General features: G+C 35.0%; 20 protein-coding genes. 1 reads left to right on the forward strand and 19 read right to left on the reverse strand.

Annotated features, from left to right (window positions below):
• Positions 1-46 precede the first annotated feature (46 nt).
• From ACM40_RS13820 to ACM40_RS13835, 4 genes are all read right to left on the reverse strand, one after another.
• Complete coding sequence (locus ACM40_RS13820) at positions 47-3,214, reverse strand: M1 family aminopeptidase (protein ID WP_048503342.1); 3,168 nt, start codon at positions 3,212-3,214, stop codon at positions 47-49.
• A gap of 2 nt (positions 3,215-3,216) precedes the next feature.
• The gene (locus ACM40_RS13825) at positions 3,217-4,089 is read right to left on the reverse strand and encodes an ABC transporter ATP-binding protein (RefSeq protein ID WP_048503343.1); all 873 of its coding nucleotides are present in this window, start codon (positions 4,087-4,089) and stop codon (positions 3,217-3,219) included.
• 226 nt (positions 4,090-4,315) lie between these two features.
• Complete coding sequence (locus ACM40_RS13830) at positions 4,316-4,519, reverse strand: helix-turn-helix domain-containing protein (protein ID WP_040995723.1); 204 nt, start codon at positions 4,517-4,519, stop codon at positions 4,316-4,318.
• Position 4,520: 1 nt separating this feature from the next.
• Positions 4,521-5,036 (reverse strand): DUF2975 domain-containing protein, encoded by a 516-nt coding sequence (locus ACM40_RS13835; protein WP_048503344.1) that lies wholly within the window; start codon positions 5,034-5,036, stop codon positions 4,521-4,523.
• A 158-nt stretch (positions 5,037-5,194) separates the two neighbouring features.
• Between ACM40_RS13835 and ACM40_RS13840 the strand changes: the two genes are divergently transcribed.
• Positions 5,195-5,539 (forward strand): TfoX/Sxy family protein, encoded by a 345-nt coding sequence (locus tag ACM40_RS13840; protein WP_048503345.1) that lies wholly within the window; start codon positions 5,195-5,197, stop codon positions 5,537-5,539.
• 67 nt (positions 5,540-5,606) lie between these two features.
• On the opposite strand, the gene ACM40_RS13845 is transcribed toward ACM40_RS13840, so the two are convergent.
• The 15 genes from ACM40_RS13845 to ACM40_RS13915 all read right to left on the reverse strand — a co-directional run bounded on the left by ACM40_RS13845 (position 5,607) and on the right by ACM40_RS13915 (position 23,695).
• Positions 5,607-6,665, reverse strand: coding sequence for a DNA polymerase beta superfamily protein (locus ACM40_RS13845; protein WP_048503346.1), 1,059 nt, complete (start codon positions 6,663-6,665; stop codon positions 5,607-5,609).
• A gap of 12 nt (positions 6,666-6,677) precedes the next feature.
• On the reverse strand, positions 6,678-7,409 hold the full coding sequence (locus ACM40_RS13850; protein WP_048503347.1) for an ATP-grasp domain-containing protein: 732 nt from the start codon (positions 7,407-7,409) through the stop codon (positions 6,678-6,680).
• Between the two features lie 6 nt (positions 7,410-7,415).
• Positions 7,416-8,243 carry an SIR2 family NAD-dependent protein deacylase gene (locus ACM40_RS13855; RefSeq protein ID WP_048503348.1) on the reverse strand — a complete coding sequence of 276 codons (828 nt, stop codon included), beginning with the start codon at positions 8,241-8,243 and terminating at the stop codon, positions 7,416-7,418.
• A 2-nt stretch (positions 8,244-8,245) separates the two neighbouring features.
• Positions 8,246-8,995 carry a DNA polymerase beta superfamily protein gene (locus ACM40_RS13860; RefSeq protein ID WP_048503349.1) on the reverse strand — a complete coding sequence of 250 codons (750 nt, stop codon included), beginning with the start codon at positions 8,993-8,995 and terminating at the stop codon, positions 8,246-8,248.
• 220 nt (positions 8,996-9,215) lie between these two features.
• Positions 9,216-9,350 carry a hypothetical protein gene (locus ACM40_RS20855; protein WP_262483722.1) on the reverse strand — a complete coding sequence of 45 codons (135 nt, stop codon included), beginning with the start codon at positions 9,348-9,350 and terminating at the stop codon, positions 9,216-9,218.
• A gap of 267 nt (positions 9,351-9,617) precedes the next feature.
• A complete protein-coding gene (locus tag ACM40_RS13865; RefSeq protein ID WP_048503350.1) occupies positions 9,618-10,637 on the reverse strand; it encodes a helix-turn-helix transcriptional regulator in 1,020 nt (339 codons plus the stop codon).
• A gap of 130 nt (positions 10,638-10,767) precedes the next feature.
• Positions 10,768-11,100, reverse strand: a complete 333-nt coding sequence (locus tag ACM40_RS13870; protein ID WP_048503351.1) for a HopJ type III effector protein — start codon at positions 11,098-11,100, stop codon at positions 10,768-10,770.
• A 573-nt stretch (positions 11,101-11,673) separates the two neighbouring features.
• On the reverse strand, positions 11,674-15,084 hold the full coding sequence (locus tag ACM40_RS13875; protein ID WP_048503352.1) for a thrombospondin type 3 repeat-containing protein: 3,411 nt from the start codon (positions 15,082-15,084) through the stop codon (positions 11,674-11,676).
• A gap of 24 nt (positions 15,085-15,108) precedes the next feature.
• Positions 15,109-16,074, reverse strand: coding sequence for a T9SS-dependent choice-of-anchor J family protein (locus ACM40_RS13880; RefSeq protein WP_083996863.1), 966 nt, complete (start codon positions 16,072-16,074; stop codon positions 15,109-15,111).
• A gap of 140 nt (positions 16,075-16,214) precedes the next feature.
• Positions 16,215-16,751, reverse strand: a complete 537-nt coding sequence (locus ACM40_RS13885) for a hypothetical protein (RefSeq protein ID WP_048503354.1) — start codon at positions 16,749-16,751, stop codon at positions 16,215-16,217.
• Between the two features lie 137 nt (positions 16,752-16,888).
• Positions 16,889-18,733 carry a hypothetical protein gene (locus ACM40_RS13890; RefSeq protein WP_048503355.1) on the reverse strand — a complete coding sequence of 615 codons (1,845 nt, stop codon included), beginning with the start codon at positions 18,731-18,733 and terminating at the stop codon, positions 16,889-16,891.
• A 243-nt stretch (positions 18,734-18,976) separates the two neighbouring features.
• Positions 18,977-19,540: a hypothetical protein gene (locus ACM40_RS13895; protein WP_048503356.1), complete on the reverse strand. Its 564-nt coding sequence runs from the start codon at positions 19,538-19,540 to the stop codon at positions 18,977-18,979.
• 207 nt (positions 19,541-19,747) lie between these two features.
• Entirely contained in the window at positions 19,748-20,971 is a 1,224-nt protein-coding gene (locus ACM40_RS13900) for a helix-turn-helix transcriptional regulator (protein WP_131705368.1), read from the reverse strand.
• A 236-nt stretch (positions 20,972-21,207) separates the two neighbouring features.
• Complete coding sequence (locus tag ACM40_RS13905) at positions 21,208-22,719, reverse strand: helix-turn-helix transcriptional regulator (protein ID WP_048503358.1); 1,512 nt, start codon at positions 22,717-22,719, stop codon at positions 21,208-21,210.
• A 538-nt stretch (positions 22,720-23,257) separates the two neighbouring features.
• Complete coding sequence (locus tag ACM40_RS13915; protein ID WP_316932876.1) at positions 23,258-23,695, reverse strand: transposase; 438 nt, start codon at positions 23,693-23,695, stop codon at positions 23,258-23,260.
• Positions 23,696-24,635 lie beyond the last annotated feature (940 nt).

Here is a 24,635-nt window from a genome sequence, read left to right on the forward strand (position 1 = left end):
GATGTTTGCGTCTAATTTAGTTTAAAGAGTTTTGTCCGTGAATGGTTTATATTGCTTTAAACAATTGGTCAATCTGCTTTCTCGTGGCTTCATTAGGACATACTTTATAAAACTCGTTGAGCAGATCCAGAGAAGAAGGTTTCTTGGGATATTGATTGTTCTGTAGAAAGCTCTTCAACGCTTTATTCACTTTTTCTTCCCCGATCAGGTCACTTAACTTTACCATAGCTACAGCCCCTTTTGAATAAGATATGTGCGTGACATCTCCCGTTACTTTGTAAATCGGAATATTTTCAGAAAAACCTTTTTCACTGTCGTAGATCTGCTGGTGCATTGTTATTCTTTGCATCATTTTTTCCTTTCCATGCATTTTTTTGTACAGCATCATTTCCGTGTACATGGCGAGTGTTTCGGTAAGCATTACTGCGCCTTGTCTGTCATCGGGATCAATCTGATTATTTCCCCACCACAGATGAGAAAGCTCGTGCCCAGCAAGCTCGTTGATGACATCCTGCTTCTTATCGGTATGAATGTTGGCATGGAAAACCATATCCTCGGGCATAAAAATGGCAGACGGATAGGCAGTTGCTGCAAATCCTCTCGTAAAAGACGAAATTTCAGCAAAATTGACTGTTTTGAATGGGTATTTTCCGAAGTTTTTTGTACAGTAATCCAATGTAACTTTTGCATTTTCAAGGAGGTGATCTGCGTTTTCAAAATGGTTTTTGTGATAGAAAACCTGTACTTTAATTCCTTTATAGCTCGTACTTTTTACTTCATAATTGGCCGAAGAAACAGCAAAGCGGAACGGAATATTTTCTGCTTTATACTTAAAATAGCTGCGCCCTGACTTTGTCCACTTTCTGACCAGATCTCCGGTACCTATTGCCGTCTGGTTTCTTTCAGTGGAAATGATCATATTCAAATTAATGAAATCCTTTTTAAACACTTCGGGAGCTTCAGGTTTTTCTGATTCTTCCAGCTTTCCAAGGTGATTTTCTTTTCTCAGTTTTTCATCCTGAATTTCTTCTGTTTTCTGGTACCCAATCACCGGATAATATCTGCTGATCCTCATAAAAGAACCATTACCTATGATGGCGTTAAAAGACTGATGTCCATTTACGGCATACCATTGATAAGATAGTTTGAATTCAAGGTGAGCATTTTCATTAGGTTGTAAAGGTTGTTTTAATTCGATTTCAGAGATGTTTTTATTAATTCTCAGACTTTCGGAACCGGATAGGAAAACGGCGGATTCCAATTTGAGATCAGGATTGAAATTAATGAGAATTCTATTGACTGGCTGAGCTGTAAAGTTGGTCAGAGTGTATTTTCCCATAATTTCATATGCATTTTCTGAAGGATACAGTCTGATTTCGGTGGTAATATCTGAAATTTCAGGCTGCGGCAGGTTTTCATATTTTTTAAATTCTTTTTCGTACCGGATAGCTTCTATAACTGCTTTTCTTTCATTTTTAGGAATATAACCTTTCATGAAAAATGTACCGGCAAAAATCCCTGAAGAGAGTAAAAGAATGCCGGCAATAACCATAAAACGACTGCGCTTTTTAGCCCTGAAAATTCTATTGATCATCCATAGAAACGCAATGACTCCGGTACCAAATAAAAGTCTTTCTGCAAAAGTGCGAGCGTAAGGACCATATCCGTTGAAATCACTGTAAGTCCCTTTAAAATCTGAAAATATTCTGAAAAGAGGATAAGGAAGTATTTTACCGGAAGCCGGACCGGTCAGAAGAAATACTGCTAAAACAGAAATGCCCAAAGAAATAAACTTGTTTCTGATGCAAGTATTAACAAAAAGGATAAATCCTGAAAAAAGCATTAACGGAAAAGTATTGAAAAGAAAAACTCCCAGATAGGCGCTCCAGTCGATATGAAGGTAATCATACAATGCCTGAAATACAATGCCTCCGGTTATTAAAATTCCGGTAAAGAAAAAAAGGAGAATGCTGATGGCAATGAAATGGCCTGTGAGCTTGCTTTCCGAAAAAAATGTCGTGTTTTCGATTGGTGAAAAACCCGATGAATCACTTCTCCAGTACAAGTCATTAATAAAATAAGCTGCAAGCAGAAAACCGAACAGGGGAAAATTTTCTGAAATGGTTGTTGCCATAAGACCTGACCCGGCATATTTTTGTGGAAGACGGATGCCTTTTTCAATCTCAGCATACATTTCCATCCCGATAAAAAAGAGCAGAAGTATGGAAACTGCAGGAATGATGATGCCCCTGAAAAGGTAGAGCAGATCAATCTTTGCGAAGGACAGCATGGATCTGAATGTATTTTTCCAGCCAGAATCTGTTTGAGCTACCATATAAGAAAACCCTGACTTGGTTGTGATTTCGGGTTGCTGTAAGGTTTTCTTTACTTTTTGTTTTGAATGATCTGTGAAAGAAAATAAATGGTAGGTAAGTATCAGAAATACGGCAGAAGAGATCAGGTAAATTATCCTGTTAAGTAATAAATATCCCGAAAGAGGCACAATTAATGTGTTTTTCTGATGAACAGAGAATGTTCGTGCTTCAAAGAAATAAGGCGATAATCCGAACGGATCCAAAACAGACGAAATCTGCTGTGTTTCTATTGACTGGGGTAAGCTTCCTGTCATAAACGGAGAATTGGAAAAGACCAAAACGACCATATATATTACGTATAAAAGTAATCCGCTTACAACGACCAACAGTTTTTTCTTAGCGGTGAATGAAACAAAAAACAGGAAGCTGCATACAAAAAAACAGTTGATAAACCCGAAAATCAACATAGGATAAAGATAATATCCAATATTAAAATAATTCTGCATTTCACTTCCGATCCGCAGAACCTGGCCTATGAGAAAGCCTGTCATTAAAAAGGAAAAACTAAGGAAAGTCTGCAGAAAATAGACAAGGAATTTTCCACTCAGGTAAGTCCATCCGGAAAAAGGAAATGAAAATAATAGAAGGTCAAATTTTGAATCATGATCCTTAAAAAGAAACTGAACGGCATAAATTACAGCAATAAACAGGATGGACAGGCTCAGCATTCCTGTCATAAACCCAATCGTATAAGGTGAATTCAGGTAAATCCCGTCTCCAACAGTAAGGTTGAATCTGTTACCACAAAATATACCTATACTTGTCAGAATCAGGGCTATAAGATAGGCTGGCCAGTGCTTGGAGATGCGTCCGGCTTCGAATAAAAATAAGGCATTCATAATTAAGGTTTTTGGGTGAGGGTATGGAAATAAACGTGTTCCAGCAACGGATTTACGGGATCAAAATCTTCAGGCTTTTCTTCTGAAAATACAGTAATGTGGAGCTCTCTTTCAATCAGCTGTCTGCTGATGATCTCATGGCTGGAATGGTAATTTTCAAGCTCATCTTTGCTGATCGGTTTCGACCAGATCCTGTTTTCCAGTTCAGAAATCAATACTGCCGGTTTTCCCTGCCGGAGGATCTGCCCTTTGTTCATGACAGCCATTTCCGAGCAGAGATTTCTGACGTCCTCCACCAAATGGGTGGAAAGAATTACAATGACATCCTGGCTGATTTCGTTCAGAAGGGCATTGAAACGGTTGCGCTCCTCAGGATCCAGACCGGCAGTAGGTTCATCCACGATAATAATCTTCGGATTTCCCAACAGAGCCTGAGCCACTCCGAAACGCTGTTTCATGCCTCCGGAAAAAGTATGGACCTCCTTCTTCATGAATTCTGAAAGGTTAACTTTTTCAAGCAGGCTCAGGATCTGTTTTTTACGTTCTGTACCGTTCGTGATTCCCTTTAATACGGCAATATGTTCCAGGAGATCATAAGCTGAAACTTTTGGATAAACCCCAAAATCCTGTGGAAGGAAACCCAGATTTCGTTTCATATGATCAGGATCTTTTAAAACATCCTTCCCGTTGAAAATGATATTTCCGGAGGTAGGTTTCTGTAATCCTACAATGGTTTTCATCAAAGATGATTTTCCGGCGCCATTGGGCCCGAGCAGACCGAACATTCCGTTCGATATTTCAATAGATATATTTTTAACTGCTTGGTAACCATTTTTATAAATAAGGCTGAGATTGTTGATGGTTAAGGTATTCATATGATAAGGTTTGGATAATAGAAGGGTAGAGCAGACCTGTGAGGTTGCTGAAAAAGAGAGAAGCTGTCGGAGAGAGTCAGGAATTAAGAACCAAGAACCAGGAGCCAAGATTTTTGGTTAAGATTGAGAGATTATTTAAGAGTATAATTAAATCCTATTATTCTCAACCTCATAACTAAAGACCTGAAACCTGAAACCCCGAAACTCGTATCCCGAAACTGAAGCCCTATTCACGGTACTCAAGAATATCACCAGGCTGGCATTCCAGAATTTTGCAGATGGCTTCAAGAGTATCAAAACGGACTCCTTTTGCCTTGCCGGTTTTAAGAATGGAAAGGTTAACGGGGGTGATTCCCAGTTTTTCTGCCAATTCCTTACTCTGCATTTTTCGTTTGGCCAGCATGACATCTAAGTTGACTATAATTGGCATTTTATATAAATAGATCTTGTTCGTTTTGCAAATGTAGTCCTTGCTTAAAGATATTTGCAAGAAACAGACAGAAAATTCCCAACATGAAATGGATAAAAACCAATCCCCAGACAACACTTTCCACTTCCACAAAAAAACTGGCCACAATTACCAACGGCAACGGAATGAAAATATTATATCTGTAAAATATCATTAACAGGCGTATATTGCCCGCTGTAAACAGTTTTTCCTGAAAGAATACCCTGAAAACCAGAGCTGAAACCCAGAAAAATATCCCGTAAGCAAGTAAAACCGCGAAAAAAGAGAAAATAATATAGGCATAATTATCATCAATATTCATAAACGGTTTTTCTGTAAAGGGAAAATTGATGTGAAGATACTTACCCTCTCCATAAGGGGTTACTGCAAAACCCGTCACCAGGCAGAACACAGAATAGGCGGTAATGATAAAATAGCCTGCCGAAACTACGGAGCAAATGTAATAAAGTATCCTCGAAATAATTTTGGTCTGGTTCATGGCAATAATTATTTAACTATTGCAAATGTATAATTAATTATCGTAAAACAATAATTATTTTAAATAAAATTTTATCTATATTAATTAAAGTAAATTATTAACATTGAAAATAAACCTTGTTAAGGTGCTTTTACTAAATTTAATTCTAAAATTATTATATGGCTTACAGTAGAGATCTTGCAGACAGAATCCGGGAAAGACTTTCTGAAGTGCCCGGAATTGAGGTCAGTGAAAAGAAAATGTTCAGCGGATTATCATTTCTGGTGAATGGAAAAATGTGTATTAATGTGAGCCATGACAACCTGATGTGCCGCTATCATCCTGATCTGGAGGAGGAAGTTTCGGAGAAAATAGGTTTTCTTCCAATGATCATGAAGGGAAAGCAGCTTAAAGGCTACTGTTATGTGGAACCCGCAGGCTTTCAAAAAAAGGATGATTTCGAATACTGGATAAAAATATGTCTTGACTACAACTCGATAGCTAAGGCTTCAAAGAAAAAATAATCTTAATATTCCTGACATTTTAAATTTTAACCATTAAGGTGAAGTTTAGTTGTAAGAATATTAAGATTTAAAGATATAATTTTTCCCTTATGTTTATTAGGATTTTCTCTGTCTTTTTGATATCCGGATAATCAGGAAGGCGTGAAACCGAATGATAATACTCGATAGACGAAATTAGTTTTTCTGCTTTTTGCATTACTGATTCATAGGACAGGTTTCCGGCTTTGATATCGAGCAATTCTTCTCTGTTGTCTACACGGATGTGCAAAGAGCCTGTTTTAAAAATTTGTTCGCAGGACTGTAATAAGCGGATGGTGTGCATCATATTCTTACTGTCATAATTCTGGCCATGTTCCTGGTTGACATTATATCGGTCTTCATTGCGTTCGGAAACCCATTTCCAGTACTCCCTATAATCCTTACAGTACGTAGAATAGGCATCCAGATTGCAAAATAAATAAGCCAAAGACTGTTCTTCTTTAAGGATTGAAGATACGGATACCTGGTTGGCTTCTTCATTCTGAATAATTCCTCGGTAACCTGAACTTCCCGATTCATCATAAAAAAGGGCAAACATACCTTTTGTATGATCAATGCTTACCAATCCGCATTTTTCCTGAACTTTTCCGTTATCTGAAAGCCATTTTTTCAATGGAACAGAAGCGTGATTCTGAAGGATATAGCAGAAATCAAGAATAGATTTTCTTTCTTTTTCTACAGGATTGAGGATTTTTTTATTCAGTCCTTTTGCTTTTTTAATCTGTGAAACGGCATAACCTGCGAAAGTATCCTTACACAATTTGGAAAGGAAATCTTCAGGACGAAGAAGGTCCATCAACGGATCTTTATGGATGATACAGTCTTCGGGGCTTGCCAGAACTTCCAGAATATTGGGGTTATTCTTTTGAAGAAGCTCTACAAACCTCCCGATTTCATAATAGGTAATATCATTGGTTTCATTGGAGATCTGAGGGATATAATTCAGTCCGAAAAACTCTTCTTTCGGCAGATAATAAACTCCCCGGATATCTGTATCTGAGTTTTCTGTGGCTAGTCCGAAGGCGCGGCTTCCGGAAATGACTTCGAAGAGGATGAGTTTTTTGGTTTTTAGGCATTCAATGGTCATAACTTAATTTTACTAGTTCTTTATACAGCTTTCCACAATTACTTCCAAAGCTTTCTCTGCGTCGCATGCATACAGTCCGGAACACCATGCAGGATTCGCTTCGATCAACGCCCAGCCTTTTCCTTTGATAATTCCAAAATCGAGAACAATGGCTTTGGGAAGCGTTTCAGCATATTGCTGAATGAAATTACTGAACAATTCAAATAAATCTTTTTGCTCAGTTTCAGAAAGCGGATCTGTGTCGAAAGCATTGTTTCGCCAGTAGGAAGAATGTGTTTTTATTTGCTTATTTAGAACAAAACATCTCACTTCCAGTTCCCATTCTACCACTTCTGAGGTAAAGATCATGCTGCCCAGATCCAGAGAATCAAATCCTTTAATATCTGTTACTTTTTGATAAACACCTGCTTTGAAACTTTTAAAATCAGAACATTTGATGAAAATATTTTCCTGGCTGATAAAGTCTTTCAACTGCCCGTAAGAGATTTTACGTTTTGTAAATTCTTCAGAAACTATAGAAAGCCAGTTGTCATTAGGTTTCATAAGCGTTAATCCGCACTGGTCAGAAACGATTTCAGCATAAATATCTTCACCATAAACTGCAATAACATCGTTCCGGAATTCTTCCGGAACATTCCATTTGGCATTGAAACGGTTCAACGCGTAAGGCGAATTGAGAGATGCTTTTTTCAAATTGTTGCTATCTTCCGTATACATCGGAGATAGGGCGATTATATTTTTCATGCATTTTTATTTATATTCTTCAATTATTTCTTTTATGTTCATAAGAGCATCGCTTGCTTTTTTCTTAATCAGTATATATTTTTTTGTTCTTGAAAAACGTTCAAAAAAATAACTGTTTTCTTCTGTATTAATTTCAATCACATAACCTCCATATTGCAGAACGGTTTCAGTAAGCATTTGTGGTAATGTTGTTGCTCCTGAAGTTCCGATCACAAAAAGAATTCCGGTATTCTTTGCAGACTTTAATGCAGAGTTCAGGAAATATAATTTTTCATTGTACGATTCATCAAACCATAATGTATTTGGGCGAAGCCAGTCTCCGCAATTTTGGCAATGCAGAAGCTCCAGATCTTTTTCTGTAAGGTCTTCAGTCAGTTCTTTAGATTTTATTTCCAATGGTATAGGCATTACATTACCACAACCCGAAACACAACGTACTGTTTGTTTATTTCCGTGGATTTCAAATATATTTTTACTCCCTGCTTTTTGATGAAGCCCGTCTACATTTTGAGTAATCAACTGAAATTTCTTATTAAGTAACTGTTCTATTTTAGAAATAGTAAAATGTCCCTGATTAGGAGTTGCTTGTTCAATTAATTTTTTCCAAAATAAATTATATTGCCAAACCTCTTCTTGATTCTGACTAAAATATCTAAATGTTCCAAATTCTTCTGGTTTATGATATTTTGTTCCCTTTATCCAGATGCCGTCACTTCCACGATAAGTCGGTAATCCGCTTTCGGAGGAAATTCCTGCACCAGTCAGGAAAGTAAATAGATTTCTTTTTTCTTTTTGTAAAGTTTCTTGTATTATTGTTTGTAATGTAGTTTTCATTGTTATAAGTTTAGTATTTCTCTAAAAATCCTTTCCATTTCACTTTTATCTGTTTTTCCCCCTGAAAGACTTTTAGATTTCTCTTCGTTTTCCAGAACAGTCTTCTCTAAAAACCCAAAAAGTTCCCAATCATTCGGGTGGTAATAGGATTCTCCTTTAGTCGCTTTTAAGGCAACAAGATTTTCTATTTTGGTTTTTGTGGCACCATCAACCAAAACAAGCAATTCACTGAAAAGAACCGGAGGAACCGTTCCTTTTTCTATGATCCATTTTCCAGTGAGCGCAGTTCTTAAGCAGTAAAAATAACTTTTCAATTTTACTTCAGCATTTCTGCAGGCTTCCAAGTATTTCTTGCTCATGCTCAGATAGTGGTAAGAAACGGCTATCGGAGAAAAGCAGGCATCTGCCAGTGGCCTGAACAACTTGACAAACTTTTTGTCCTCTTTATATATGATAGGAGAATAGAACCAGCTCAATAAAGCTGCATTCGATTTCAGCAGCAGATGAAAAGTCTTGCGAAGATCCCATCCTGAGCCGTCCAGATCATCCTCAGTCATAAATTCTATGGTTTCATCTTTATCCCAGGGAGAAAGATACCAATCTTTTTCATGACAATAGATAAAGCGTATATCATAATCACTGTCCGGAGAGGCAAAACCCCATGCCCTGCTCCCCGATTCTACGGCCAAAAGAACTTTTACATTCCGTGTTTTCTCTATTTCATTTATTTTTTCTACTATTTTTGTTCTCATTTTGCTCAATTTTAAGGCAAAATAAGATAGCATCTGCGCAGTCTTTTTGCGTAGATTTTTTATATTTTAAATATTATTTTTTGAATTGCTAGATATGGATTACATCTCAATGAATGATCTGATTCTGAATTCCATTACTTGAGTGACAGAAATAAAAAAGAGGCTGTACAAATAATGACGGCCTCTTTTCAATAAAATTAAATTCTAACTACTTCTGCTTTTAAGCAGTAATTTGCTTTGGTTCTTTTCCCTTATCTTCTTTTTTATCTAATTTCTCAGATATTTTTTTTACGATGTATTCTATCGCAATAGGTGCTATAATGGCAATCAATGCTTTAAATATTCTTGATTTCATAGTATGATTTTTTAATGTATAAATTAATACAATTTCTGAGCCATTTTAAAAATGTTAGAATTGATCAGTGTTGGAAAGGGTATGGAGTGATCATTTTTATTTTTGCTAAACCACCCTGTCAAAAATTCAATGAATTTTCGCCACCCCTCCGAGGGAGGGAATTCTGATCCGATGAACTTTAGTCGTCATAAAATTGTATACAAGCTCTCATAAAACTTATTACTTATAACTTAAGTAAAACTTTTTGTGCTTCTGTGGTTTAAAAGATCAGTTTTCATCCGGAATTGTTAAGTTCTCATAGTTTTTTAATCCGGCTTTAAATTTATCCTGTAGCTTCAGCCTCAGTTTTTGGGGCTGATGAACAATCAGACATTCTCCAAAGCCAAGCAGGAGCCTTTCCAGCTCAAAATTGATTTGTACACGGATCTTAAATATTGTCCCTTCCTTAGTTTCACTTACAATTTCCTGACTTCTGTGGAGTGGTTTGGTTTTTACATAAGGTGCATTCGATGAATCTACGAAGAAAATTACATTCCTTGGAGCGAGAGTTTCAGAAACGGTAACCCCCACAATATCTTTAAAGTATTCATCTCCATCAAGGTCTTTATCAATATACTCAATATTTTCCTTCAGATCGATTTTTTCCATTCGGTCCAGCGCCAGGTTATACATTTTGCCTTTATGCAGGCAGATCAGAAACCACCTGTTATTGAATTCCTTCAGAAGCTGCGGATGAACGGTATAATTGCTGGACTCTCTGGCCGTAAAACTGCGGTACAGAATATTCAGGACTTTTTTGTTGGAAATGCTGTCATAAAGGATATCAATATGTTCAAGCCCTTTCAGCTGTTCGTTTTTATCCAGATGTATAATGGATTTCTGCCCTGTAGAGTGGATAGAGTCTTCCAGCTTCTGAATAACCCCGTTCATCTCTTTGAACATAGAGAAATCCTTAAACTGTTTCAGGATCTGAACCGCATTATTCATCGCTTTCAAATCACTTTCATTCACAGAAATGTTGTGGATGCTGTATTCAGGATCGCTGTAGCGGTAGTATTTTCTATCGTATACTTCAATAGGGGCTTCATACCCGAATTTTTCACTGCGCATATTCTGCAGATCCAGCTGAACGGTCCGTCTGCTTACATAGGACTCCTTTCCTTCAAATTCAAAAAGGGCATCAGAGCAGGCATCGATAAGGTCTTCAAGAGTATACTTCCGGTACTTGTTCTTAAGGCATTTATCTAATGTTTTATAGCGAATGAGTGCGTTTTTATTAGATGACATGGTTTTTGTGTTTTGGATGGTGAAATAGTGAATAGTGAATTTGCTTCGCAAGTCAATTTTTTGGTCTATCGGTAGTTTTTCTCAAAATTGACAATTCACCTGCGAAACAAAATTCACCATTGACTTATAATTACTTCTGTTGTAACGATTCTCCTTCAAAAGAAATCCCGTCCCATCCATATCTCATGAAGTTTCTGATGTTTTGGTGATCTGCTGCCTCAGGATTTTTTAATACATCTTCCCTGTAAAACTCTCCAAAAAGAGAAAGCGTCTGATCTTTTGAAAATCCCTGAAGTTTGGCAAAACTGAATACTTTGCACGAACCATTGTTCTGACCAGCTTCATTTACTGTATCTCCATTTTTAAAGGAAGAAGGTGTAAAATCATAATTTTCATCAATATAGGCAATGACCTCTTTAAATTGAATTGTTTCTGGATTGTTTTTTAATTGTTCTAATAACATTTTTTTAAGTTTATATGATCGGGGTAAATAAAGCTAAAAAGCAAATGAGTAGTTCATATTTTAGTTTTTTGCTTTCTCAGCTTTTACAATCAACAATTCCAAAAAGCCGAAAGCCTATTTCCAAATTGCCGAAAAAAGTATAAATTCAAAGATACAAATCGTTTTATTAATTTATCTGATTTTGACTATTAGTAATTGAGATTAAGATTATGCGCTGTGAATTCTCAATGCTTCAGTATTAATAGCTTAGTTTTTTTGTTTTTATTTCTCCCGTTATTTTGAAGATAACTTAAGAAACTATGCATCAAAGAATATAAGGTATATCTTTTCGTATTGAAAATCTCTATTTCCTATTGTTATTTGATATTTACCAGGCTTGGAAAGATCAGAGATCATAGGTGCAACAAATTTTCTTTTCCAATCACAATTCGGCAGGTATCAAAAAAAATGAACAATGCCTATCAAAAGTCAGGCATTGTTCTCAATAAATTAATTTGTATAAATTGAAAGTAAACTTTACAATTATTTTACCTCATCTTTAATTTACATACGTTCGAAATATTTCGTGAATAATTAAGGACAGGTCTGAGTATTAAAACATTTCCATCCGGTTGATGTTCCATTTGTATTGATCTTCAGACAGTCAGCTTCTGCATCATAAACCATCATCCCTTCTACAGGATTTGGAATAGCATTTACCGCTGCTGTTGTAGGAATTCTGTTGATAACAAAACCTTTGGTTTTCGCTTCTAATGCAGTCCAGGCTCCGTTTCTTACCATTGGCCAGTTTCCGTTGCCTAATCCCGCTCTTCCCAATGCTGTGATCCCATAGTTGGTAGGCAAAGATGATCCTACTGTTGTAGCTGGTCTGTAGCAGAAACATGAATTAACTGTTGCGTTTGCTGAGTCTCCTGCACTTTGTCCTCCATTTACAACTGTAGGGACTCCGTTGGCGTTAACTGTATTTCCTAAATTCTGATTATTCGCAGTAGAACCTGTTCCTACCGATACCGTTCCCGTTGCTGCTACAAGTTGTGATGATGTAATCGCTGCCCCACCTTCTATCGCATCTAAGCAACCATCATTATCACTGTCTAAATCTAAATAATCATCAACCCCATCTCCATCTGTATCTTTTTCACAGGTTAAAATACTTACATCTCTCACCAAGACATCATCACCAGATACTCCTGTTCCAGAAACGGTTGAAAGGAATTCTATTACTGTACTTGTTGTAGTTGGTGTAAAAGCAAAGCTTTTGGTTATTAAAATCAAACTCCCTCCTGCTTCTGTTACTATTGACGCAGCCGTTTGGCTGTAATAATTAATTCCACCAATAGAAAAATTCAGCGTATTATCTTTAGGTTCAGTTGAAACCGCCATTACTCGAAATGTAAGAGTGTACGTTTTATTAATTTCCAAACCTGTAACAGTCTGTGTAAGTAAAGAGGTTCCCGAAGTATCGTTACTAGATTCTGCCGCAAAGCCAGAACTTTTTACCCAGCCATTTACAGATCCACTTCTTGTCCATCCTGTCCAATCTGCGACAGTAGCTGTTCCAAAATTACCATTAACAACTTTTTCTACACTATTACATTCATTTACATCCAAAATCCCATCATTATCATCATCCAAATCACAATAATTTAAGACACCATCACTATCACTATCCACAACTCCACATATACTAATTGGTTGTCCGCAAAAGTTACTATTTAAGGTAGTATTTACAAATCTTGTAACACAATTACTCCAAGTAATTTTACAAACGTAAGTTCCGTCATAAGAACTGTTATAATTTGCAATAGAATATATTCTTGTGTTGGAAACTATAGTTCCTTGTGGATTTACCCATTGGTAAGTTGCACCTGCATAATAAGGCATTGCTAATGAATAAGGCGATCCCTGACAAGGTTGAGTCGTATTACTGGCTGACAAGTTACCCATCGTTTTTATTTGGATAGTTGTTGCAGAATTAGTACCACAAGAGTCTAATAAATTCACTTCATAAGTAGTATTGGCAATTAAGTTATTAATCTGTATACTTGGACTTGAAGTATTAATTGTGGTATATGGAGAAGCTGAACCCTGAACCCTGTATTTTATTGTATACGGTGCTACTCCAATAATATCGATATAAGCAGATCCCGTAGAAAGTGGATTACCTGAAGCATCTTCACAAATGACACCTACTGCAGAACCAATAGAAGCACCGGTTGCCTGACTGCTTATAACAACAGTACTCCCGGAAATGTAATAATATGACGAAGGTATATTGCAAGGACGTACAGATAATCTGGTAGTATAAGTTCCAGCCGGTAAATTATTAAAGTTACCCGTAACATTGGAATCGATTACTGTTCCTGCACTATTCAATAATTCAACAGCGTAAGGATAAGCACCGTCGTAAACGCGAGTAGAAGTAATACTTCCGCCACTATTACATGTAGAAACAGCAGTAGAGCTAAGGCTTTGATCTAAAACATCTGCAGAGCTGTTTATGGTAAAAGTTCCTGTATGAGGCATTCCGCAACTGGTATATGAAACAGTGTAGGTTCCTACTTTTAAGTTGGGCCAACCCCAATATTGCCCATCAATACGAACAGCATTTACACCAACGCTTGATGGTCCCGCTGTAATCGTTACCACTGCGTTGTTACTATCCGGGAAATATCCGGAAATTGTTACAACAGCTTGAATTGTTCCTGTTTGCGAAAGTATCATTCCTCCTCCTTCGCATCTCCATTTTGGGGTCGAATCTAAAGACAATACAGGTGCTCCTGCTGCTGTTGGGTTAGCTATAGTTTTTGTCACCGAGTTTGCAGGCGAACAAGAATCCGAAACGGTAATAGTATAAGTATCAAGGGGAAGGCCAGGTAATGTCCAAATAGTTCCGCTAAAGCTTGGCGTAGTACTAACTGTTGTACCTGCAGAATTTTTCACAAATATTGACACCGGGAATTTCCAATAATATTGCGCTCCTAAATTAATTGATAATGTTTCTTTTTCACTTGCTCCACAACCGTTTGTAGATGTTGTTGGAAGAAAATTTAAAAACTCCGGGTTATTTGCAGGATCAAGAAGACTGTGAGTATACGTTACAGAAGCACCACAAGCGTTGGTTGCCGTAATATAGTACGCATGGGAAGCACTTGGTGTATAGGTAAAAGGAGTTCCTGTATAAACACCGTCAAAAAGTATGGCACCCGCAGCGTTATCAGCTCGTATCGTCAGTTTAATACCTGTTGGTAAAAATTCAGATTCATCCACATTTCCGCCGGTAAGCTGATTGGTAGCAAACCAAATAGAACCCTGAACCTGATTGGAACCGCATATTTCTTTTGATCGCCAATAAAATCGAACAGGATCCTGATTGGGTGAAATTGTTCTTGTAAATGTCCTGAAACTTTCACAAGCATCTTTAATACGGATTTGATATGTACCAAATGCAGAGACATTTTTAGAAGGACTGGTAGAATAAGAACTTAATGAATCATCATAACCTGAACTATTATTTAAAATTATCGAATATTGATAAGGAGCTGTTCCTCCCGTAACACCGTTTACCGTAATTGTACCTCCTGGTGTAAAATTAGTACAGACATTCGAAATAGAAATATCGGCATTAGTAATAGGCACATAATTATCCGCGACCGTAATATTTGTATTATTAGAATATACAATACTGTTATCAATGGTACATATTATTTTTACCTGATAATCTGTTCCGGGCTGTAAATTTGTAAATGTGTGCGGACTTGTAGGAGCAATTACAGATTGTAATATTGTCCCTCCTTTCAGCAGCTGGATTGTGGTATTTGAAGCACTGCTAAAAGTCGCTGTGATAGTACCATTTCCGCCACAACTATTAGATGTTGTTGAAATGCTGGTAGTGACACTTCCAGCAGCTGCACATTGTGCATTTACATGTATGCTGAATACCATAAGCAAAGGTATCAGCAGGAAAAAAAAGTTTTTTCTCATTGTGTTATTTGATTAGTTGTATATTTAATTTTTTATTATCTGTTTTATAATTTGTTTACTATCTGTAAGAAAAATTTTCAAAAAATAATTTCCCGGTACGAATTCACTAATATTGATTGTTTTAGAGTAGGATACCTTTATCAGTTTGCCTTCTCTACTATAAATCTGAACAGGAGGTATCATTTTATCAGCTGTAATAGATAAAACATCCTTTATCGGATTGGGATAAACAATGACTTCATTGATTAATGGACTCTCAGAAGCGCTCAAAGTAGATCCTGTAGTTGTAATTTTCACATCATCAACTAACAAAGCCGAAGCCTCCTCTGTAATACAATGAATACCTATTCTAATTGTCTGGCCTGAATAAGCATCCAAATTATACACGAAATTCCGCCAATTGTTATCTATATTGAGATTTTGGCTAACTTGCTGGTAAGGAAGAATATTAATAATTGTAAAGTCTGTACTTGCAGCAGGATTTCCGGTGCCTGTATACACTCCAATTTGAAATTTTTCATCCCCATAAGAGCTAGAAAGAGTTTTAAGATACATTGAAATCTGATTTCCTGTAGATCCCAAAGCAACAGAAGGAGTTATGAGCCAATCATTATTTCCCTGGAAAGACTGTACCATATTCCCCGCCCAGCAAGCTGCATATTTTTGTCCACTTCTTGGATTGAAATTTCGGATATCACCTGTTGCCCCCGTAAAATCATTTGTTGCATTGGATTGAGAAAAATTAAAAATCTGATACGCCATTTTTGCTCCGGCATTGGGCCAGGTTGAGGCCCAGTTTACAGGTGGGGCCGGATCTCCTCCAATAGTCGTTGTAGTATTCAGCTGATCTAAATCCAGAAGCCCCCATTGTCCGAAATTAGTTATAGTAAAATTGGGATAACTCTCAAAGTCTTCATTTAGTAATACAGTTTGTGCATTATTTTGGTTAAAGACCAATAAAAAGAGTAGAGAAAATAAACTTAGTTTCATTCTTATATTGAAAAGTTAGATACTGATGATAATTAAATGATTGTGTGATTAAGATTTTCTAATAAAAAGCCTTCAACTAAAACAGAAATTCTGGGATTTTTAATGCACAAAAGATTTTAGATTGAAGGCTGGATTATTATTTATGGTTTCCAGAATGACCACACGGTACCATTAAAAACAGCAAGCTGTTTTGCGGTGGTGTCATATACCATCATTCCTGCTGCAGGATTTACAATAGCATTGTAAGTGGTTTTAGGAAGAATCATTGCTTTATCTGTTGCTGCCAGTACCAGAATTCCCGGAGTAATATCTGTTGCGGGATTTCCGCCAATTTGTACCTTAGCTTTGGTAAGTTCTGTTAACGAATTTTGTAATGTTGTATCTATAATACCTGTAGTATCAACACTGAGGTCTTTCCATCCGGAAGCCAGTTTTACTTTTACTTTTTTATCTGTGGTATCATATATTAAAGTTCCGTTTACTACTCCGTTTACTGCAGCTGCTGAAGTCACCCAGGGAAGTAAGATACCTCTGTTACCTGTCCCAAATTCCAAAGAAATACTCGGATTGGGGGTAACATTGTCTGATAAGGTGCTTATAGAGGCTTTCCCTATAGCTACTTGTGAGAAGGCAAATACAGATAAGAGTATTGCACTTGACGTAATAATTTTTTTCATTTTTTTCGTTTTTTATCTCATCACCCTCCAAATTTTCGGATTTCTATTTTTTTTAAGAAATTGATAAATCTTTGCTTCCAAAAGGAAGGAGAAACTGATGAGTTTATTAATAATCTTTGATAAATTTTGGAGATTAATTACGGACAGGTTTGAGTATTAAAACATTTCCATCCGGTTGATGTTCCATTGGTGTTAATTTTCAGACAGTCAGCTTCTGCATCATAAACCATCATCCCTTCTACAGGATTTGAAATAGCATTTACCGCTGCTGTTGTAGGAATTCTGTTGATAACAAAACCTTTGGTTTTCGCTTCTAATGCAGTCCAGGCTCCGTTTCTTACCATTGGCCAGTTTCCGTTGCCTAATCCCGCTCTTCCCAATGCCGTGATCCCATAGTTAGTAGGCAAAGATGATCCTGCTGTTGTAGCAGGTTTGTAGCAGAATGAACAAGCCACAGCTTTTACACCAGGATTTTGAGAAGTTCCTATACTTTGACCCCCGTTTGCTACGGTTGGAACACCATTAGCGTCTACTGTATTGCCTAAATTTTGATTGGAAGCCATAGATCCGGTTCCCACGGTTACCGTTCCCCCTGCTGTTACAAGATTTGAAGTGGCTAAATTGGCTCCCCCTTCTAAAGCATCTAAACAACCATCATTATCAGAATCCAAATCTAAATAATCAGAAATCCCATCATTATCAGTGTCTTTCACAACACATCCTCCTAAAAAGTAATATTCTGGGGAACCTGAAATTCTTGCATAGAAATCAAAATCTATTCTGGAAATTTCCGGCAGGACCTTAAAATCTATATAATTTGCAGGATCAAATGAATTGTTAACACCTCCACTACTATTTATTCCTTCTATTAATAAGCTATAACCAGCTCCTGTAGTTGTTTTAACATTAGATCCTCTATAGGTAATATAAGGTGATAAATCAGATATTAAACTTCCATTTTTATCATAAACATATAACCTTATTTTTTCCTGATTATCTATATCTGATATTCTGAAAGCATAGTTCACTAAATTTTTCGAGTAATCTATTCGTAATTTTGAAGGAAATCCTGCAGGATCAAATCCATTATATCCTCCATAGCTGTACATACTTACAGATCCTGATACTTCTGTATAAGTAGCCGTAGTTCCTCCGTAGCTTTCAGATGCAACAGGGGTAGGATCAACACCTACAGAAATAGGAGACAAACATGTTTGTTCATTGTTATCAAGAATACCATCATTATCATCATCTAAATCAGATGAATTTCCCACCAGGTCTCCATCTGAATCCAAATCTACAAGGACTATAATATCTACAAAATTTGAAACAGTAACACCGTTATTGCTGCTGGTAACTGTCAATCTATAGATATATAATCCTGATGTAGTAAGAGTGATACTTCCGGGATTTTGAACGGTAGAACTAAAAGTATAGCCTCCAGGTCCGGTTCCTGTCCAGCTATAAGAAGGAACAGCTGCAGAAAATCCGGAATAGTTTCCAGACAAAACAACAGATTGTCCGGATAAAATAGAAGCCGGGCTCACTGTTGGAACAGAGGTAAAGCTTCCTCCGCCAGTATTGAGTTCTGCAAAAGAAGCATACATCCCACTACCTCCCGAACAAGAGGCATATTGTACAGTCCCTATTTGAATTACTTTAGTTGAGCTACAAGGTGTATCCACTGAAATACTCCCGCCATTAATAATACTTATTTTTGTATTGGCAGGAAGAGCCAGAGTTACATTATTATTAGTGATAGACAAGACTCCTCCATTAATAGTAATTTTAGTGAGATTTACAAGAGTAAGATTAGCTGGTACATTCACTGTATTTCCGGAGTTTATGATAACATTATTGGCTACGGGCGAGGTATTTTGTCCGGGATATGAAGTGGCAGCAACCCAAGCTGTGCCATTGTAATAATTCCAAGTGGAGAGTGTAGCCCAGTTACCTGTAGCAACAGATTTATAATCTCCCATGACTTGTGCTTTAGTTATTTGTGTAGAAATAATTAAAATTAGAATAGAAATAAATTGTTTCATCTTTGTATTTATTGTGTAAAACCTGTTTGCTGAAAATGAGACTACAAGTTTTAATTTTTGTTGATACTATTTCTATAAACCGAACATAGAGTAATGAATACTCTGGTAATATCTTTACTCATAAATATTCTGGGAATAGGCATTAAGCTATCCTTAGATAGTTATAACAGATAAAGAAGATTAGACAAAAATATCTTTTGGGGGCGGTCTAGATAAGAAAAGTAAAATATATTCAGAAGATTGATAATACTCTGCTGAATATATTTTATCAAGATGAAAAAGTAATGAGATGTTTAAATTGATATAATAAAATGTTAGTTCTTTTTTTATTGTATAATTTTGAGTGGAAACGGAGACGTTATCAGCCAATCTATATCCATTGACAATGTCTTGGCCGGATTGAGTATCTGAAACAATAAAATGTACACTATGTCTCTTATAAGCCGGCTTTTTATTCCTGGCTACAGCTAAAGTTTTTTTTATTTTTCCTTTTTTCTTTTTATTTGGAGTTTTTACTTGTTCAGCATTAGAATCTGCTTCGACAATTTTATTTGTAAAAATAGAATCTGAGGAAAATACAATAGTTCCCTCTGCTATAAAAACAGATCCCTCATCTTTAGATTTTTCTATTGATTGTGCGTGGAATTTCATAAAAAAAAAAAAAGCAAAAAAGGATGTCAAAAATTGAATTTTGATATCTTTTTTTATGAATGATACATGTTTTTTTTTCAAGGATATTTTCATTTGTGTTTTAAGCAATTACAAACATAATGGCTCACACAAAAAAATAATGTAAAAGCAGGTATTGACTTTACGCAATAAGTGACTTGATTATACGCGATTTTGTAAGTTGTTGTTTGTGTGATTGTTATAAATTTTATTTACAATAATTTTCAAACCTACATATCTCTGATTTTATCTTTTTAAGTGAAAAATGTATAATGAATTGAGTCAATTAATAAATTTCGAAATCCAGGATGCTATATCTATATCTAAAGAAAGGTTTAATTTTTTCCGAATTCTGTATTTTTTTGCTATCACAGCTTTTAAGGTTAATTTTTTGCTTTCTGCAATTTGTTTATCAGTTAATCCCAATTTCATAAAAGCACAAAATTCTATATCCGAAGTTTTCATGGAAGGATTTATTTGTAAAAACTGGCTTTCAAAATGAGGGAATTTTTTTATATAATTCGGATAGAATGAGGCATCGTCCTGCAATGCCAGTTGGTACAGATCTTCAATATAAAAATTCTTTTCATCTGTGTTCGTTTCAGAATCTGGAAGAGAGTTATCTCCTCCCGGCTGTATTTTAACTTTATCCTTAAGCAAAAAAAACAAAATCGCGAAAAAAATCAATGCTAAGGAAGTAAACAGAGTATATTTTTTAAAAGCATTGTCATTTTTTTCGTTTACATCGAGAGTTAAAGCCTGAAGAGTTTTCCATTCATTTTCAGTAATAATTTCTTTAATTTTCTCTGATTTTCTTAAATAGGTGATCTGACTTTTCGAGTCATTTTTGCTTTTATATACGTTTGCTATTTTAGGATAAATCAGGTTGAGAAGATATTCGTCTTCTATTTTTAGGGCCAAATTTTCAGCTTTTTTCAGGTCTTGAAATGCTGCATGAATATCTTTTGTAGTCTCTGTTTCAAAAATCGCTTTGTTAAGATAATAAAGGGATAGATTTTTTATGTCACTGGTATTTTCAATATATTTTTCTTGAATTTTTAAATAATATGCAGCACTCTTATAATCTTTCAATTCTATAGAGGTAGTACTTAATATATTTGCAGCCTCAATGATCTTTGAATATTTTGTGGGATTTATATCGCTCATCCACTTAGCTTCTGCCATTTGCTTTTTAGAGAAATAGATTACGGAATTCTGCTTGTTCTGGCTCTTATAGAAAAGGGAAAGTGATCCATAATACAGTGTTTTAGCAAAACGTTTATCATCTTCATCCAAAATCTTATTACTCAGAATCCCTTCTTCATCGATGTACTTTTTCGCCTTTTTTTGTAGTCCTAATTTAATTAAAATACTGGATTTTATAGCTTGTGACTCACTTAAAACAAGATAATCATCTTTATCCGCAAGCTGTTCTATTTCTTTGATGTAGGCTAAGACATTGTTATAATTTTGATGACACTCAAAATTTAATTTTGCTAAATTCAATAAGGCGCTGATCTGCCCATGAATGTCATTTTTTTGATTAGACTGCCAGTAGCTTTCCGTATATATTTTAATCTGTTTGCTATTAATATTTTTTTTAAGGGCTGGATCAAAATCAACTTCATTCTTTTCATTTCCTTGTAATGCAGGATTTGTCTGGGTATAAAATTTGGAAATACCTAAGCTCAGAATTAATATAAAAAGCCATTGTTTCATAAATCTATACCTAATTGTGTATACTATAAATGATTTATCCAGATGTGCATATCTTCTTCAGGAGCAATGTTGAATTTTTTTCTGAGCCTATACTTTTTACTTTCTACAGCCCTTACAGAAACATTCTGAATTGCGGAAATTTTCTTAGTATCTATATTCAGTTTAATGAGCGCACAAAGCTCTACCTCAGAAGGTTTCAATGTGGGATTTACTTCATACAGCTTTTTAATGAAATCAGGAAAGTATTCTTCAAATTTTAATAAAAATGAGCCGTCGTCGTTCTTAGAAGCCAGCCCTATAAATTCAGCTACCGGAATAATTTCCGTTTTTATTAAATTCTCTTTGAATAATTGATTCCCATTCTTGTCTGGAGAATCATTTTCATTCACTGTATTTATCCTTTCCTTTTTATTCCGGAACCAGGTTACTAAAACGAAAGATGTTATTATCAATAAGCCGGATAAAATTACATACAGAATATTATTCTTTTTCGGAGATATTTTATTGTTTACCAGCGGTTCTGTTTTCAATACAGGGTCTATTTTATCCAAATATTTTTGTTTCGTTTCATGAAGGCTGTCTTTAATTACAGCTGACTTTTCTAAATATTTTATCTCATTCTTAGTATCCCTCATTTGAGCAAAAACATTAGCCATTTCCGGATAAATTAATTCTAAAAGCATAGCATTATTAATCTCTTTAGCATAATATTCTGCCTTTTTGAAATGGTTATAAGAATCTTGCAAATAATGCGGGTTATTATTAGTATTCATAAACTCAAATTCAGCTTTTAATTTATGATACGTGGCCAAATTAAACTTGTCCTCAGAGTTACGGATATATTTTTCCTGCAGATTCAGATAGTATTCCGCTTCCTTATAATTTTCAAGGGTTAAATTAATTCCTGAAAGTGATTTTATCGAATTAAGAATCCATTTTAGCCGTATCGTTTCATCCTGAATCTTTGTAGCTTCCGAATACATCTTTTTAAGAAAATATTTACAGGAATCCAGATTGTTCCTGTTTTTTGCCAGATCATATTGACCTTCATAATAATTTGCATAACTGGTGTAAATATTTATTTTTGTCAAATGCCTCATTTCTGCACCTTCAATATTGTCACTTATTTTCAGAGCTTCATTGATGTCCTGTTTTGCAAGTTTACTTAATCCTGAATGAAGATAAGCTTTTCCTCTGAGTGCTTTGGCTCCGGAAATCCCTGAATAGTCATTACTTTGATAAGCAAGTTTTTCAGCTTCTGTGGCATCTGTAATCACTTTGTCATAATCTTTTTGGCTGCGTAATCGCAATATGGAAGTTTTCAGCAAAGCATTAATTTGTCCTTTGGAATATTGAATTTCTTTGGACTGGATGTATAACTCTGTATAAAAAGGTATTAAATCTTTATTTTGAAGTATAAAATCCGAGGTATTGTAAATAGCAAATAAACTGTCTATTTTTTTAGTTGAAATGACATTTTGTGAGTAGTAGAAACTCCATAATAAACAGATTAAAAAAGTAAAAATATATTTCATAATTTACTTATATTGATCTTAATTATCAACGATACTGCCATAACATTCACACACATAAATATACCTAAAAATCACAACAAAAAACAATAGCTTTATTTACGATAATACAATTATATTATCATAATTAAACTTAAATAATTTAGTGTTGTAGATTAATAATGGTAAATTAAAAGTATATTGCTTTGCACGTTATAGGTTTTCGTCCATAGGATGGTTTAGCACTTTACTTGATAAATTTTTTTCCATTTCGCTATAGAATTTCTGCTTAGCTTGAAATGATTGGCGACTTGTGTATTATTAAGCCGATACTTCATTTGATAAGTCAGAATTTTTTCGATAGTTTCCTCGTCATAAGACCGTAGCTTTTGATTAAAAACAGATGTTTCCTTTCCGGGAATATCAAAGATCAATTTGTTTACGGTAAAGATATCTAATAAGCAAAAGTTGTCTTTTTCTAAAATAGAAAGGCAAACAGACATTTTCTCAGGAAATTTTTTAAGAATCAGATCTGTATAAATTTTTTTGTAATTAGGCTTAATTACGTTGTTTTGTGTTTTTGAATCCATTTGTATAATGTAGTTTTGGGAATTCCATATTCTTGTGTAATATCACTTTTTGTTTTTTCTCCTGTGTATATTAATTCTAAAATGAAATCTATAATCTCCCGTGTATATAGATTCTTTTTAAATGTGGGTAATGATGAAGCTTGTTTTTTTTGTTTCGCATTTTCTCCATATATATTAGAAGGTGGCCCGAAGAGTATGAGATGCTGAGAATAGATCCTGAAAAAATCATATTCTAATAATTTAGACCATTTTAGCAGCATATCCGTATTAAGCGAATTTTGATGAAACATTTGCATTATTTCATCTTCATTCAATTTAAAGAAATTACATGTTCTTTCTATTGATATTTCTGCCTCTGCCCATTTTGTTTCTATGAGCTCCCCAATGTTTATATTTTTGAAATTCATCATATTGTTTAAATTAGTTCTGTGCAAAATCATTGTTAAAAGTTTACAATTGTCTCTTTTAAATGTTAAAAAAACCAATGTAGTTTATAACCCATTTTCTCTTTCATATGAATACTTAAACTGATACATATAGTGTTTAGAACCATGCATTTATCTGATGATAATAAAATTGACAAAAATATCTATTGGAGAAAGTGTGAGCTGAACAAGAAAAGTAAAGTATGCTTTGTAAAATGAGAATACCTTATTGAGTATATTTTTTCACAATAAATAATAATACTTTTGATGTTGCATTTAATTTTATAAAAAAGCACAGGAAAAAGTAGTGTTAAAAAATTAATTTTAACAATGCTTACTAGTAAGAAAAATTGATTTTTTTTCAAGTTTATGTTCATTTGTGTTTTTAAGCTGTGACAAACATAATTGCTTACCCAAAAGAAATAATAAAAATCAGGGATTAATGCTACGCAATTTTAGTCTTAATTATACTCATTCGCGAATAACACTTACTTTTCTAAGGCGATTACAGCACTCATCAATCATTTTAATTTTTGGCATTTTCGTTTTGAGGGGAGTACTTTTCTACTTTTTTACAAAAATAATTAAAATAATTTCATCTGCGCAAGATTATTGCGTACTTGTATTCTTACTTTGCATCATCAAAATGAAACAAAATGGAATTTAACGGAAATCATTTAATTGAATTAGGATATAGACCAGCCAAATGGTTTAAAGATGCTATTGCTTATATCAACGAAAATAACATGGATGATGTTCAGATCAGAGAATATCTTGAGCAGTTCAGACAGTCTGATATTATTCCGCTTCATGAAACAGCAAAAGATTTTATCATTAACATCAGAGCCGAACACGAAAGTGAAAGTGATAACGTGGAAAAAGTAATCAACACAATGAAAGTCCTGATGAAAACACCTACACTGAG

Source organism: Chryseobacterium sp. BLS98, assembly GCF_001045445.1.
Classification (GTDB): domain Bacteria; phylum Bacteroidota; class Bacteroidia; order Flavobacteriales; family Weeksellaceae; genus Chryseobacterium.

Coding starts and splice junctions, on each gene's coding strand:
- ACM40_RS13820 (WP_048503342.1), bottom strand. CDS start 3,214: ATGAATGCCTTATTTTTATTCGAAGCCGGACGCATCTCCAAGCACTGG.
- ACM40_RS13825 (WP_048503343.1), bottom strand. CDS start 4,089: ATGAATACCTTAACCATCAACAATCTCAGCCTTATTTATAAAAATGGT.
- ACM40_RS13830 (WP_040995723.1), bottom strand. CDS start 4,519: ATGCCAATTATAGTCAACTTAGATGTCATGCTGGCCAAACGAAAAATG.
- ACM40_RS13835 (WP_048503344.1), bottom strand. CDS start 5,036: ATGAACCAGACCAAAATTATTTCGAGGATACTTTATTACATTTGCTCC.
- ACM40_RS13840 (WP_048503345.1), top strand. CDS start 5,195: ATGGCTTACAGTAGAGATCTTGCAGACAGAATCCGGGAAAGACTTTCT.
- ACM40_RS13845 (WP_048503346.1), bottom strand. CDS start 6,665: ATGACCATTGAATGCCTAAAAACCAAAAAACTCATCCTCTTCGAAGTC.
- ACM40_RS13850 (WP_048503347.1), bottom strand. CDS start 7,409: ATGAAAAATATAATCGCCCTATCTCCGATGTATACGGAAGATAGCAAC.
- ACM40_RS13855 (WP_048503348.1), bottom strand. CDS start 8,243: ATGAAAACTACATTACAAACAATAATACAAGAAACTTTACAAAAAGAA.
- ACM40_RS13860 (WP_048503349.1), bottom strand. CDS start 8,995: ATGAGAACAAAAATAGTAGAAAAAATAAATGAAATAGAGAAAACACGG.
- ACM40_RS20855 (WP_262483722.1), bottom strand. CDS start 9,350: ATGAAATCAAGAATATTTAAAGCATTGATTGCCATTATAGCACCTATT.
- ACM40_RS13865 (WP_048503350.1), bottom strand. CDS start 10,637: ATGTCATCTAATAAAAACGCACTCATTCGCTATAAAACATTAGATAAA.
- ACM40_RS13870 (WP_048503351.1), bottom strand. CDS start 11,100: ATGTTATTAGAACAATTAAAAAACAATCCAGAAACAATTCAATTTAAA.
- ACM40_RS13875 (WP_048503352.1), bottom strand. CDS start 15,084: ATGAGAAAAAACTTTTTTTTCCTGCTGATACCTTTGCTTATGGTATTC.
- ACM40_RS13880 (WP_083996863.1), bottom strand. CDS start 16,074: ATGAAACTAAGTTTATTTTCTCTACTCTTTTTATTGGTCTTTAACCAA.
- ACM40_RS13885 (WP_048503354.1), bottom strand. CDS start 16,751: ATGAAAAAAATTATTACGTCAAGTGCAATACTCTTATCTGTATTTGCC.
- ACM40_RS13890 (WP_048503355.1), bottom strand. CDS start 18,733: ATGGGAGATTATAAATCTGTTGCTACAGGTAACTGGGCTACACTCTCC.
- ACM40_RS13895 (WP_048503356.1), bottom strand. CDS start 19,540: ATGAAAATATCCTTGAAAAAAAAACATGTATCATTCATAAAAAAAGAT.
- ACM40_RS13905 (WP_048503358.1), bottom strand. CDS start 22,719: ATGAAATATATTTTTACTTTTTTAATCTGTTTATTATGGAGTTTCTAC.
- ACM40_RS13915 (WP_316932876.1), bottom strand. CDS start 23,695: ATGATGAATTTCAAAAATATAAACATTGGGGAGCTCATAGAAACAAAA.